The organism is Haloferula rosea (assembly GCF_016595525.1).
GTDB classification, from domain to species: domain Bacteria; phylum Verrucomicrobiota; class Verrucomicrobiia; order Verrucomicrobiales; family Akkermansiaceae; genus Haloferula; species Haloferula rosea.
Map to the genome: position 1 here is coordinate 1 of NZ_JAENII010000026.1, position 13,582 is coordinate 13,582.

General features: G+C 63.1%; 14 protein-coding genes. 11 read left to right on the forward strand and 3 right to left on the reverse strand.

Translation table 11 applies throughout. The features are described 5' to 3' along the window. Positions 1-174 precede the first annotated feature (174 nt). Positions 175-1,038 (reverse strand): hypothetical protein, encoded by an 864-nt coding sequence (locus JIN81_RS18425; RefSeq protein WP_200283459.1) that lies wholly within the window; start codon positions 1,036-1,038, stop codon positions 175-177. A gap of 377 nt (positions 1,039-1,415) precedes the next feature. Beyond that, positions 1,416-2,360, reverse strand: a complete 945-nt coding sequence (locus JIN81_RS18430; RefSeq protein ID WP_200283461.1) for a methyltransferase domain-containing protein — start codon at positions 2,358-2,360, stop codon at positions 1,416-1,418. Between the two features lie 12 nt (positions 2,361-2,372). Here JIN81_RS18430 and JIN81_RS18435 point away from each other — a divergent pair, with 12 nt between their 5' ends. Continuing rightward, a complete protein-coding gene (locus JIN81_RS18435) occupies positions 2,373-2,720 on the forward strand; it encodes a YkvA family protein (RefSeq protein ID WP_200283463.1) in 348 nt (115 codons plus the stop codon). Positions 2,721-2,843: 123 nt separating this feature from the next. Then, positions 2,844-6,149, forward strand: coding sequence for a WD40 repeat domain-containing serine/threonine protein kinase (locus tag JIN81_RS18440; RefSeq protein WP_200283465.1), 3,306 nt, complete (start codon positions 2,844-2,846; stop codon positions 6,147-6,149). Positions 6,150-6,156: 7 nt separating this feature from the next. Here the strand turns inward: JIN81_RS18440 and JIN81_RS18445 are convergent, their stop codons facing one another. After that, positions 6,157-6,909: an RNA polymerase sigma factor gene (locus tag JIN81_RS18445; RefSeq protein ID WP_200283467.1), complete on the reverse strand. Its 753-nt coding sequence runs from the start codon at positions 6,907-6,909 to the stop codon at positions 6,157-6,159. A 112-nt stretch (positions 6,910-7,021) separates the two neighbouring features. On the opposite strand from JIN81_RS18445, the gene JIN81_RS18450 reads away from it, so the two are divergent. From JIN81_RS18450 to JIN81_RS19700, 9 genes are all read left to right on the forward strand, one after another. Continuing rightward, positions 7,022-7,381, forward strand: coding sequence for a hypothetical protein (locus JIN81_RS18450; RefSeq protein ID WP_200283469.1), 360 nt, complete (start codon positions 7,022-7,024; stop codon positions 7,379-7,381). After that, entirely contained in the window at positions 7,378-8,073 is a 696-nt protein-coding gene (locus tag JIN81_RS18455) for a CDP-alcohol phosphatidyltransferase family protein (protein ID WP_200283471.1), read from the forward strand. Before JIN81_RS18450 ends, JIN81_RS18455 begins: the two co-directional genes overlap by 4 nt. Further along, positions 8,060-9,031: a phosphatidate cytidylyltransferase gene (locus JIN81_RS18460; protein ID WP_200283473.1), complete on the forward strand. Its 972-nt coding sequence runs from the start codon at positions 8,060-8,062 to the stop codon at positions 9,029-9,031. The genes JIN81_RS18455 and JIN81_RS18460 overlap by 14 nt, the downstream gene beginning before the upstream one ends. Before the next feature lie 13 nt (positions 9,032-9,044). Next, entirely contained in the window at positions 9,045-9,761 is a 717-nt protein-coding gene (locus JIN81_RS18465; protein WP_200283476.1) for a lysophospholipid acyltransferase family protein, read from the forward strand. Between the two features lie 377 nt (positions 9,762-10,138). Then, entirely contained in the window at positions 10,139-10,573 is a 435-nt protein-coding gene (locus JIN81_RS18470; protein WP_200283479.1) for a DUF1801 domain-containing protein, read from the forward strand. A 51-nt stretch (positions 10,574-10,624) separates the two neighbouring features. Continuing rightward, on the forward strand, positions 10,625-11,638 hold the full coding sequence (locus JIN81_RS18475) for a zinc-binding alcohol dehydrogenase family protein (RefSeq protein ID WP_200283482.1): 1,014 nt from the start codon (positions 10,625-10,627) through the stop codon (positions 11,636-11,638). A 1-nt stretch (position 11,639) separates the two neighbouring features. After that, positions 11,640-12,194: a hypothetical protein gene (locus JIN81_RS18480; protein ID WP_234045543.1), complete on the forward strand. Its 555-nt coding sequence runs from the start codon at positions 11,640-11,642 to the stop codon at positions 12,192-12,194. Between the two features lie 88 nt (positions 12,195-12,282). Further along, positions 12,283-13,290: an acyltransferase family protein gene (locus tag JIN81_RS18485; RefSeq protein ID WP_200283488.1), complete on the forward strand. Its 1,008-nt coding sequence runs from the start codon at positions 12,283-12,285 to the stop codon at positions 13,288-13,290. A gap of 178 nt (positions 13,291-13,468) precedes the next feature. Continuing rightward, the coding region (locus tag JIN81_RS19700; protein ID WP_484494632.1) for a transposase at positions 13,469-13,582 on the forward strand (114 nt) is incomplete at its 3' end.

Below are 13,582 nucleotides of genomic sequence, written 5' to 3' on the forward strand. Positions count from 1 at the left end.
CCCTCGTGACCCCCAAAGAGAGGGACACTAGCGCCCCTCAGCGCCCCATTGCGCATCCCGGATCGAATCTGCTCCCGATTCACTCGAAACCTGACCTCCACAGCCCTCCCTTAGAAAACTTGATTCTTCAAGGGCCTACTGGGGTTTCCCGACAGTCTCGTTCTGCCTCTTGTCCTATTCTAGGGTGTTTGCCATAAGAATTGGGTGATCCTCTTCAGCTCGCATCCTGTATCCACTTCCAGATTTGGTGGCCGTGAGCGGGACGCACCACGCCATTAGACCAACAGGATCTGTTGACTTAACAGTTGTCTGATTCTCTGACGACGTGTTTCCACTTGCGCTTCCGTTGACTGCCAATCCATTGACCTGCATGAATTGCTTGAGAGCTTCGACATCAGCCACCGAAACTTCGATACCAGCCGACGGCTTAGACAGAAAATCGACCGAAAGATTCTTAACTGTGATCAGATCGGTCACAATCCAGTAGCGCGCTTCAGACACGGGAAGGCCATTGGTCGCCAAGCGTTGGCTATCCTCAAAGACTCTTTTTCTAAGTTCTGGTCCTGTTCCGGGTGAATTCAACACCTCATCAACATACGAGTCGAATTCCTTGATAGAATGCCGCTCATTGCCTTCGGCACTGAATCGAATCGTTCTAGTGTTTGCCAACGTGGGGCTTGCACTGAGCCCCATGTAACCTAATTGCGGTTTCAAGCTGAACGTCGAATCAATATCCTTTCTCCACGTAGCATTCACAGGAGATGTTGCTCGGTAATCTGAAGAATTCGAGCGTTCGACAAATCGACCATATCGATCTGTCAAAACACTACCCCCACGCTGGGCGTCAATACGACGATAGTAAACATTACCTAGTGTTAGCGGGGTGCTTGTATTCCAGACTGAACGCAATCCTTCGGGCGGCGCCATCTCAGCCGCCATCTTATTGCGCATATCGGTGGCATCCTTGATGGCGCAAGAAGAAAAACAAAGAGCTACGAAACAGGCTGGTCCAAGCGGTCGCAAAATGATATCTTTCATGTTTTATCAGAAATCTTACTAACAACTAAGCCATTCGGCCGATGGAACGCAAGAATTGAATTTCTGCAGAACAGTTTTTTCGTAACACCCCAAGCCGATATGCGTGGGAACCGTTAGGACGAGATTTCGCCATTTGAACGGGTCGAAGTCAAGCAACCTCGGGGATGGGAAGCGGTTTGCTCCGCGGTGATTGAAAGTCGGGAACCGACGAAGGATGGCAGAGGTTTCGCTTCCGGAGGTCTTATTTTCGCATATCACTGTTTCAAGAACCCAAGAGTTTCAAGAATCGTCAGAGATCCTTGCCAGATCTGCTTCACACACGTCGAGGTGCCGGACCTGGCGATCCTGCCGGTGGATCATGGATAACTCGGCGGTGCTCATTTCGCGGAGCCATTCCGCGTGCCTGAGATGACCACGTAGCGGAGCGCTCCGACGTGGTAGGCGACGACGATGCCACCGACCGTGATGCCGAGTTTCAGCGAGGCGATCCAGCCCAGGCGCCGGAACACCCCGGGGTCGGAACGGAGCAAGGCCAGCCCGCGCCGGAGACAAGCCCGCCACGTGCGCGCCACCTCATGCGAGAAGTCCACACGCTCCAGGTCTCGAAAACCCGCACGCCTCAAGCCATCGAGCAGAACTGCCTCACTGCGCTGCCCGGGGAGGTGACCGGCGTGGCGGATCGGCCGCAGCAGCAGACCACGCTCCAGCCAGTGCGGATTCCCGACCCTCACCCAGCAGGCCAGCACCACCCGACCGCCCGGCTTCAGGACGCGCGCGAGGTGGCGGAGGGCCAGCTCGGTGTCGGCCATGTGCTCGAGACTCTCGATCGCGATCACGCCATCGGCCGCTCCGTCGTCCCCGATGCCTGCCAGCCAGTCGCCCACTTCCACACGGGCACCGGAGACGGCGTGATCTCGCTGTCGGGGCGAGATCGTCACGCCCTCCACCCGCAGACCACACTCCCGCTCGAGTTGAACCCCCGCAGCGCCATAGCCGCATCCCACATCGATGACCCGCGCCCCAGCGCGCAGTCGCAACCGCCTTCCGACCTCCGAGACCAGGTGACGGGCGGCTTGTTCGAAATCCTCCGTTTCCCCATCCCACAGGCCGTGATGCAGATGCTCGCCCCAGAGGTGGCGCATCACCTCGTCCATGCGCTCGTAGAAGTGCCGGGTGGACGCCTCGGCATGATCTTCACTGCCCTCGTCTGACACGCCTGAAACCACCTTGCCGCCCACGCTTGCCCAACAGATCTTGCCCTGCCACTTGAAAGTGAAACAATCGGTTGAGAAACTCGCCGAGCGCATGGAGCGTCCGGCCATCCACGATTCATCATGTCCGCCATCGACCACGCCACTTACCAGGAAGACTACTCGGAGTCCTCTTTCTGGGCGAAACTCAGGTCCTACGCCGCCGTGGCGGGGAAGGAAGTCGTCGAGAAAACCCTCATCCTCTACGAAGCACTCAAGGACAAGGACACCCCGGCGTGGGCGCGCGGCGTCATCATCGCGGCTCTCGGCTACTTCGTCAGCCCCATCGACGCCATCCCCGACACGCTTCCCATGGCTGGCTATGCCGATGACCTCGGCGCCCTGGCTGCCGCGCTCGCCACGGTGGCAGCCCACGTGAAGGACGGCCATGTCGAGGCCGCCCGCGCCACGCTCCAACGCTGGTTCGGATAAGGGTCCCGCCCGATGACCCGTCGGTCGACACCGCCGACATTGCCGACCCGCTTCCCCGATGGAATCAGGCATTCTGATCGATCACCTTGAGTTGATCCCGCGAATGCCCTTAGATTCCATCTTATGACCGACGCCTCCGTATGTCCTGATTGCGGAGCCGCCCTGCAAGTCTCCCCCAACGGGGACTACTGCCCCGCCTGCTATCTCAGCGTCGGCCTCGAAGGGATGGACGCTCCGCCCGAGGACACCCTCGATGAGATCGCCGAGCGCCCGGGCGACACCATCGACCGCTTCGAGCTGCTGGAAAAGATCGGTGAGGGAGGATTCGGCGTCGTGTTCAAGGCACGCCAACAGACCCCCGTCCGCCGTACGCTCGCCCTCAAGATCATCAAACCGGGCATGGACTCGCGGGAAGTCGTGGCCCGCTTCGAAGCCGAGCGTCAGGCCCTCGCGCTGATGGACCACCCCCACATCGCCAAGGTCCATGACGCCGGCACCACCACCTACGGCCGGCCCTTCTTCGCCATGGAGCTGGTGGAAGGACTTCCACTCACGACCTTCTGTGACCAGCACGGACTGTCGATCCGCCAGCGACTCGAGCTTTTCACCAAGATCTGCGGAGGAGTGCAGCATGCCCACCAGAAGGGCATCATCCATCGCGACCTCAAACCCAGCAACATCCTCGTCCACATGGATGAGAATGAAGCACCCTGCCCGAAGATCATCGACTTCGGCGTGGCCAAGGCCATCGGCATCGAACTCACCGAGCAAACCTTCTTCACCCTGTTCGGGCGGCTCGTCGGCACCCCGGAATACATGAGCCCCGAGCAGGCCGAACTCAACGCCCTCGACGTGGATACCCGCAGCGACATCTACTCGCTCGGCGTGGTGCTCTACGAGCTGCTCACCGGATGCGTCCCCCTGCGCCGCGATCAACTCGTCAAGGGCGGCTTCGACGACATGCGCCGCCGGATCCGCGAACAGGAACCCCTGAAACCCTCGAGCGGATTCTCATCGCTGCCCGACGCCGAGCGCACGAAAATCGCCGGCTACCGGCACACCGATTCCGCCCGACTCGGCAAACGCCTCCGGGGTGACCTCGACTGGATCGTGATGAAGGCCATCGAGAAGAACCGCGGCCGCCGCTACGACACCGCCCAAGGCCTGGGCCTGGAGATCGGAAGATCCCTCGAAGGCCTGCCCGTCCACGCCGGACCGCCCAGCGCCAGCTATCGGCTCGGCAAGTTCATCCGCAGAAACCGCGTGGCGGTCATTGCCGCCGTCTTCACCCTCACCGCGCTGATCGCCGGGATCATCGCCACCTCCACCGCCTACCGCGCCCAGCGCCTGGCCAACCGTGAGATCCTCGTCGAACGCGCCAAGGCCGAACGCCTGTCCGGCGTTTCCGGCTGGCTGGGAATCTCGCTGAAAGCCATCGAGGACGCCTCGAAGACCCGCATCGACGAAGACCTTCGCAATGAAGCCCTGGCCTGTCTCGCCGGCACCGACATGGAGGCGGCCGGTGAGGGATTCTCCATCCACAGCCCGCTCGCCCCGCTGGCCTTCGACCCCGGCCACCGGCTCTGCGCGCTGGCCCGGACCGGCGGCAGGATCGAGATCCTCGCACTCCCCGACCATCAGCAGGTCGCCGAAGTGACCTCCTCGCTTCCTCTGGACTACTGCCGCATGAGCCTGTGTGGAAAGGAGAGCCGCTACCTCGTCGTCGCCAGCCGCACCGGCCCGGAGGCACGCCTCGAAGTGATCGATTGGCGGAACAACCGGGTCATCCTTCACGCCACCCCCGTGAGCGAGCACGCCTTTGACCTGCTGCCCGAGCAGCAGGGACTCGTGGTCGGGCGCCCGGACGGTTCCATCGACTTCCTTTCGTGGGACGGCACCCCCCTGCGCCCGCCACTGCCAGCCATGGGACAACCCACGTCGATCAGCCATCGACCCGGAGCCCGACAGGTCGCCATCGGTCTCACCACCGACGGGAGCCCCCGGATGACCATCATCGACTATGAATCTGGTACTACGGTTGCCGATCACCTCGGCTTCGACACCAGCCGCCTCGCCTGGAGCCCGTCGGGTCGGTTTCTCGCCATGGGGGATCGCGACGGCGCCCTGGCCATCTTCGAGCCGGGTGTCGACAAGCCGGTCCACCGGCTCGCAGGTCATCTCGCCGAGATCAAACAGATCACGTGGAGCCGCGACGGACGGCTTCTGGCCAGCGCGAGCTCGGACTGGGAAATCCGGCTCTGGGACGGCCGTCACGGGTCCCTCCTCTCCACCAACAAGGCACGGGCAGGCAACTTTTCCTTCTCCGACGATGGCACCCACCTCGGCCCGGTCGCTTGGGAGGAAAAGCTCTTCACCCTCAGGATCCGCCATTCGAAAGTCTGCCACCGGGCCATCGGCCACCCCGGAGGCGATGGCATCTCCGCCGCAGCCTGGGACGTCCATGCGGGCCCGCGCGGTGCCTTCAGCCTGTCACTCGCCACTGCCGGTGGGGACACCGTCACGCTATGGAACCGCGATGGCATGGAGCTCACCCGCTTCCATGATCTGAGCCGACCCGCCGGGCTGGCATTCTCGTCCTCCTGGTTTTACACCGCGGGCGAGGAGGGCATCCGGCGGCGCCAGTGGTCGCTCCGCCCGGATGCCGAAGGACGGCTGACCATGCACTTCGGCCCGTCCGAGCGCTTCACCCGCCTCCGGGACTGTGGCCAGCTGGCCCTCACGCCCGACGGCTCACTCCTGGTCGCAAGCAGCCGGTCAGGCATCTGGCTTGCGCCGACCGATGGCTCCGAACCGGCGAAACTCGAGGATGGCGCGCCCATGGCCCGACTCTCCATCGACTCCGAAGGCCGCTGGCTCGCCACCGGAAGTACGACAGACATCGGAGTTCGCATCTGGAACCTCCCCGAGGGGAAACTGGAAACCGAACTCCCCGCCCCCGGAGCCGCCACCGTCGCCTTCTCCCCCGTCCTCGAAGGGGACGCCCCGCAGGTCCTGCTCTCCACCGGAGATTCCTTCTCCTACCGCTTCTGGGATGTTCTCGACGACTGGAACGAACTGCCCGAACACGAGATCGAGAACCACATGGCCGACATCCCCGGGCGGATGGTCTTCAGCCCGCGGGGCACCGCCTTCGCCATCTCCCATGAGCGCGATGAACTCAAGGTGCTCAACCCCAGGGGCGCTCCCATGGAAGTGCTGACCCAGCCGAACTTCGACAAACAATGGCCGCTCGCCATCAGCCGGGACGGCATCCTCATCGGCACCGAGGGACGCGACGGCCGCCTCTTCATCTGGGACCTCATGGCCGTGCGCGGTGAGTTCAAGCAGCTCGGCATCGACTGGACCACCATGCGTGACTTCGACAAGGCGAACATCCCGCTCGTCTCCCGCGCCGTGGTGGAGGACTGAAACTCCGCTAGCCCCTCGAAAACAACGACAGCAGGTAGCGCAGCTCCTCCTCCGGGTCCTCGCCCTCCGCCAAGGTATCCTTCAAGGCGGAAAGAAGACACTGCCGGTAACGCTGGCGGAACCGGTGCACCGCCACCTTCACCGCCCCCTCGCTGATGCCGAGACGCTCTGCCAATGCCGCGTGACTGATGCGCCCGAGCTGCGGGCTGATCGCCGGCTCGAACTGCTCGAACAAACCCTCCTTGTCCGCCCGTTGATAGTCGTTCTTCAACCGGCGGCGCGCTTCATCGAGAAGATCCAGCGCCCACTGACGGTCGAATGCCCGCTCCGGATCGGCCACCTCACGCCGCACATCCTCGATCTGCCCTTCCACCGACGGCCCGTCGATGTCGACGAAGACCTGCCCGCCCCCGCGCTTCAGCGCCATCCGGCGGTGATAGTCATCGGCGAGGAATCTCTTCAGCACCACGCAGAGGAAGGATCGCAGCCGCCCGCGTTCCGGACCCTGGATGCTGCTCAGGAGATCGCCCTCGATCACCCGATAGAAGAAGGCCTGCGTCAAATCCTCCGTTTCCTCCGGTGAGTTCCCGCGCTGCCTCACAAACAAGTACACCGGTTTCCAATACAGCCGGCACAGCTCCTCCAGCGCCTCCCCCCTCTCGTCACTCGTGGAATCCCGCGTCGCGATCACCATGCTCCAGCGGGTGTTGGGGAAAAACCCGCCTCCCTCTCCGGTCTGCTGGCTCGTGGCTGCGGGCATCAGGCGACCTTCTATCACCCTGCGCCGTGGAATGAGAGAAAAACCCCGGAGTGGAAAACTTTCCTGTAACCCTGACGCATGGATCCGGAGCTAGCGGACAGACCACCCCGCCATGCAAGAGACCACCCATCCCCTGTCCGTTCTCATGATCCTCGCCGCCTCCCTCTGCGGCGCCGCGGGATCCTTCCTCTACAAGACCGGCGCCAGCAACGGACCGGCCAGCCTGCTCGGCCACCTCACCAACCCACGCCTGCTCGGCGGAGTCGCCTGCTACACCGCCGTGATGGTCCTGTTCGTGGCCGCCTTCCGCAAGGGCGGCGCGCTGTCCGTCCTCTATCCGATCTACGCCACCACCTTCATCTTCTCCGCAGCCATCTCGCTGCTCGCCTTCGGCACCCCCATCCGCCCCATCAACCTCACCGGCATGACCCTCCTCGTGTCTGGCATCTACCTCATGGGAAAAACATCATGATCACGATCAAACAACAAATGGAGAGCCGCCGCCCGCTCGCCGCCCGCGACTTCCACTGCTGGAAATGGCTGCTCAACCGGCTGACCCACAGCCGCATCACCCCGAACCAGATCTCCGTGCTCGGAGTGGCTTTCGGCATCACCGCCGGGGCCGCCCTCGCCCTGACTCCCCTCGTCACCACCGGAGGACCGGCACAGCGCGGCTTCCTCCTCGCTTCCGTCCTCCTCGTCGTCCTACGCGGTGCCTGCAATATCTTCGACGGCGTGCTCGCCGTGGAAACCCAGCGCGCTTCACGCCTCGGCCTGCTCTACAACGAAGTCCCCGACCGCATCTCGGACATCGCCATCTTCCTCGGCGCAGGCTTCGCCATCGGCAGTCACCCGATGCTCGGTCTCGCTGCCGCGCTCGGCTCGGTCCTCACCGCCTACGTCCGCGTCCAGGTGCAACTCGCCGGAGCCGCCGCCAACTACTGCGGTCCCATGGCCAAGCCCGCCCGCATGGTCATCCTCTGCCTCGCCGTCGGCATCCTTGCCCTGATCCCCACCCCGTGGTGGCCCACCCCCCTCGGTTCACTCGGCCTGATTGGGATCGCCCTCGCCGTCATCTTCGCAGGCACCGTGATCACCGCCGTGATCCGCCTCCGCCACGCCTCCAGGGAACTCCGAACCCTGCCCCGCCATGACACTGCCTGAACTCACCCAAGCCGCCGCCTCGCACATCGATCCCCGGCAACTCTGGCTTGCCGGTGCGGCCATCGCCGCCCTCGTCGTCGGGTGGATCGTCACCGTGTCACTCCACCGCCTCGGCCGCACCTCGCCCGGGCTCCACCACGAGCTGGTCCTCCGCCTGCGGACCTGGACGCTCATCATCCCCGCCACCACCCTTCCCATCCTCCTTGGACCCGTCGGCATCGCCGCCGCCCTGCTCGCCCTCGGCTTCGTTTGCTTCCGCGAGTTCGCCCGGGCCGTCGGCATCCATCTCGATCGGTTCCTTCTAACATCCGTCCTCACCGGGTTGGTCATGGTGGCCATCGCCATCGCGCGGCACGACTCGCAACTCCTGCTGCTCAGCGCCCCCGTCGTCGGCTTGCTCACCGCCGGCACCTCTGTCTTCAAGGACCAGCCGCACGGCTACCTCAAGCGGGTCGGCCTGACCAACCTCGGGTTCATGCTCTGCGGCCTGTGGCCCGGACATCTCGGATTCCTCGGCAGCAGTTCGTCGAATGCCACCCTGCTGCTCTGGTTCATCCTGAGCATCGAGCTGAACGACGTCTTCGCCTTCCTCTCCGGCAAACTCATCGGCGGCCCCAGGCTTTGCCCACGGACCAGTCCCGGCAAAACGCGTGGCGGACTCGTCGGCGCCATGATCCTGACCACCACCTTCGTCACCCTCAGCGGCATGTTCCTCTTCGACGGTCAGGCACTCGGCCGTGTCCTCCTTCTCATCCCACTCGGCGCACTGACTTCCCTCTCGGGCGCGCTCGGCGATCTCATCCTTTCGTCGATCAAGCGCGACCTCCGTCTCAAGGACCTCTCTCAGTCGCTACCCGGCCATGGCGGTATGCTCGACCGCTGCGACAGCCTGCTTTTTGCCGCTCCGGTGATCGCACTCACCCTCGGCCTGATCGACGCCTTTCCACCAACCCCCTGACCCCACCGCCACCATGATCACCACTGCCCGCCCCCTCACTTGTCCACCCGCGACCGCACCATGGATCGAGCAACTCGTAGCGCCCGACCGGATCCCATCGCCATGGGAGTCGGGCCTCCATCACCTCAACTGGTCCTGCATCCGCTTCGGCGTCACCCGCCGGTTCTCCCTCACGGTCCATGGCACCGAGCACTTCCCCAGCCACGGACCCGCCATCATCGTCGCCAACCACTGCTCCCATCTGGACACACTCCTCATCGCATCCATGGTCCCCCGCCACCTGCGCTCGAGACTCTCACCGCTCGCGGCAGGCGACACCTTCTTCCGCAACCCCGCACAAGGCTGGCTCTCCTCCCGCTTTCTCAATCTCCGCCCTCTCTGGCGGCACAAGCGCAGCCCGCATCATCTGCTCCGCCTTCGCGAAGGACTGGAATCCCACGACCCATGCTACCTCGTCTTCCCCGAGGGCACTCGTTCACGCGACGGAGAGATGGCGCCTTTCAAACCCGGCATCGGCATGCTCGTCGCCGGCACCCAGGTCCCCATCATCCCATGCCACATCCGCGGCACCTTCGAAGCCTGGCCTCCCCATCAACGCATGCCATCGAAAGGAACTCTGAGCCTGACCGTTGGCAAGCCCCGCACCTTCCCAGCCCACGCCGGCAACACCCGCGACTGGCGGGACATCGCCCACTCGCTCGAAGACGACATCCGACAGCTCGCCAGCTGAAAGGAAAAGGAGCCGGGCGCACCAAAGGGCTCAACTCGCGGATCAGCAACATCGGGAAACGGGATCACGCTGACCTGCTTCCATCGAACAAAAGACCCATGCACGAACCGAACCCCAATGGGTCGGGACTTCCAGCACGCAAACATCGATAATCCTCACAAATTCCAAATATTGTTAGATAAGACAAAGGAACCGTCTCCCCGCGGACCCGACCCCGATCGCCATCCTTCTCCCCTCTCTCTCACCGCCTTCAAAGCCACAGGCAGTGGCATCATCGTCACGTGGCACATCCGTCACCCCCACGCAGGCAAGGCTCCCGAAGCGGGGCCTTGCCGGGCACTCCAACAGGACCTAGGTTCGACGATCTTCCCGAACCGATGCCTCGTTCTTCCAAACCCAACCCCAAACCCGTCAAGCTGCTGTCCGGCGGAAATCCGCAGATCGCCAAAGCAGATGGGGACGCACCGGTGCAGGCCTACATTGCAGCCATGCCCGGATGGAAGCACGCGATCGGCCGGCAGCTGGACGACCTGATCGTCCGTGAGGTGCCGGCCTTGGCCAAAGCCGTGCGCTGGAACTCCCCCTTCTACGGCGTCGAGGGCAAAGGCTGGTTCCTCGGAGTCCACTGCCTGACCAACTACGTCAAGGTCACCTTCTTCGAAGGCATCCACCTGAATCCCATGCCCCCAGGAGGCACGCCGAAGAGCAAGGACGCGCGCTGGGTCGACATCGACAAAGACACAGGCATCGACGAAGACCAGCTGGCCGACTGGATCCGGCAGGCGGCCGCCTTGCCCGGATGGAAGCCATGACCCCACCATGCCGACCTTGCCAAGCTTCCACCAACCCGATCATCTACCTCCATGAAAGCCGTCGCCTTCAAGTCCCCCGGACCCATCGATCGTTCGGATTCCCTCGAGGACATCACCCTCGAAAAACCCGCCGCAGAAGGTCGTGACCTGCTGGTCAGAATCCACGCCGTGTCCATCAATCCCGTCGACACCAAGGTGCGCAGCCGACCCACCGCCGACGAGAACGCATGGAAGGTGCTCGGCTACGATGCCTGCGGGACCGTCGAAGCCGTCGGCCCCGAGGTCCGCAACTTCACACCCGGCGACGAGGTGTACTACGCCGGTTCGATCGACCGCCCGGGCACCAACAGCGAATTCCATCTCGTCGACGAACGCATCGTTGCGCGCAAACCCGCATCCCTCAGTCACCCGCAGGCCGCCGCCCTTCCGCTGACCGCCATCACCGCATGGGAGATGCTTTTTGACCGACTCGAAGTCGCGCGCCCCACCGCCGCAGGAGGCCACACCATTCTCATCATCGGCGGCGGCGGCGGCGTCGGGTCGATCACCATCCAGCTGCTCCGCGTCCTGACCGACCTCACCGTGATTGCCACCGCCTCCCGCCCGGAAACCGAGGAGTGGGTGCGCGCATGCGGAGCCCACCATGTGATCAATCACCGCAAGCCCCTCGCCGCCCAAGTCGAGGCGCTGGATGTCGGCGCACCCGGATTCGTCTTCTCCACCACCCAGACCGACCAGCACCTCGCCGACATCGTCGAGCTGATCGCCCCCCAGGGACGCTTCGGACTCATCGACGACCCCGCCGAACTGGACATCATGCCCTTCAAGCGAAAGGCGGTTTCCATTCACTGGGAGTTGATGTTCACCCGCCCGCTCTTCGGCACGCCCGACCTCGCCGAACAAGGAAAGCTGCTCCAGCGGGTGGCCGAACTGGTCGACGCCGGAAAAGTCCGCACCACCCTCACCGAAGTCGCGGGGAAGATCGATGCCGCCACGCTGCGCCGCGCCCACGCCAGGATCGAGAGTGGCACCGCCCATGGCAAAATCGTGCTGGAGGGATTCTGAGTTGAGCCCGCGTCGAATCCAACCCCGGGCCCTTGCACGCCGGCTTGGCTGGGCTTCCGCCATCGCCCTGCTCCTCGCCGCCCTGCTCATCGGGATCGGGTTGCTTCCCGGCCGGGTCGAGGGCATCTACGCAGGGAAGATCTTCCAATGCGCCTGCGACTGCTTCAACTTCATGCGGCTGGAGAACGGACGAGTCATCGTGTATTCCTCCTCACACCCACCCGGGGAATTGTTCGGTCGCTACGAAACAGGCGACGATGGAACGGTCCACATCTACATGACCCCCCTGCGGGCAAGCGAAGCCGAGACGCTCTCATTCAAGGCAACACCCCACCTCTGGATCACGCGCTTCCATGACTTCTCCGAGGACGACAGCTCCATCTGGCAAATCAAACGCCCCATGATGGGAACCGTCCGGAAAGTCATCGACGAGCAGGAAATCTCACTAACGACGATCCCCGATGAGTCTTCCATGGTGACCACCTACTACAACTCCCGGATGGAAAAGCTCCGGGAAACCACCAAGGCGATCCGTCCGCCCCGAACCGCCAACTAGAAATGCCCATCGCCAAACGCCACCCCGACATCCTGTCCCCGCACCCATCCGACACGATCGGCCAGGCGCAGGCAGGGATCCATTGCCCATGAGGGACGACCGGCTGGACAACTTCAAGGGCCTCCTGATCGCACTGGTCATGGTCGGGCACGTGATCGAACCACTGAGAGGCCGGTTCGGCTGGGTCGACGGCCTGTATGCCTACATCTACCTCTTCCACATGCCCATGTTCGCCTACGTGTCGGGGATCCTCTCGTCACGCAGCGCCGACAAGGAACAGCTGACGAAGATCCTCACCCATCTCATCCTTCCCTACCTCTTTCTCGAAGTCCTCTACTCCCTCTTCGATCATCTCGCCTTCTCCAGAGACACCTTCGAACTGTCATTCCTGACGCCCTACTGGATTCTTTGGTACCTGGTCAGCCTCGCCGCCTGGCGCATCCTGCTTCCGATCTTCAGCCGGTTCCGATTCCCCATCATCGCCTCCCTCATCACCGGCCTGGCCTGCGGCATGGGCACCCTCGGCCTTGAGCTCTCGTTCTCACGGACCTTCGTCTTCTTCCCCTTCTTCATCGCCGGCCACTACTGGCACGCACCGATCACCCGGAAGCTGGACGCATTCCGTCACAGCAAACGCCTCGCCTCCTTCGTCGCCCTCTCCTATCTCCTCATCCTCCTGATCATGCCGAATACCTTTGGCTTCAGCACCCGCTGGCTGCATGGAAGCCTCACCTACTCGGACCTCGGAGTCGCTTGGTCGGAAGGCATGCTCATTCGACTCTACCTCTATGGCCTCGCCACCCTGCTCGGACTTTCATTCCTCTCCCTGATCCCGAAGGCGCGCACCTTCGCAAGCCGCTACGGGCAGCAATCCCTGTCCATCTACATCCTCCACGGCTTCATCGTGAAGACCATCCTCGCCCTGGGCCTCTACCTCCAGATCACAAGCGGATGGCAGGCGGCCTTGCTCACCCTCTCGTCCCTTCTCCTGCTACCCCTACTCAGCAGCCCCCTCGCCTCGCGTCTCGTCCGCTTCATCACCAATCCATTCGGGATCAACGACCTCCTGACCGCGAAACGCAGCGCCGGAAAATGACCCCACGAGAACGCGGTGATGCGTCGCCGGGTTCGCGTCGGCGACGTCCCATCGGTTGCGCGTGACGATGGACCGAAGCTCAAGACAAGACCTCGATCGCAAGACCGACAGCCATGCGGGACAAGGTGGACACCCCCGAAGCACGAGAGAGGTATAGCTACCGGATGGGAACCAACCCATCTTTGCCAAGCTAAGAGATGCCAAAGGCCTGAACCGCATCAACTATCGCGGCCGCGAGAAAGTGGCCGTGATATGGAAACTGTGGAGCATCATGCACAACATCGGCAAAATC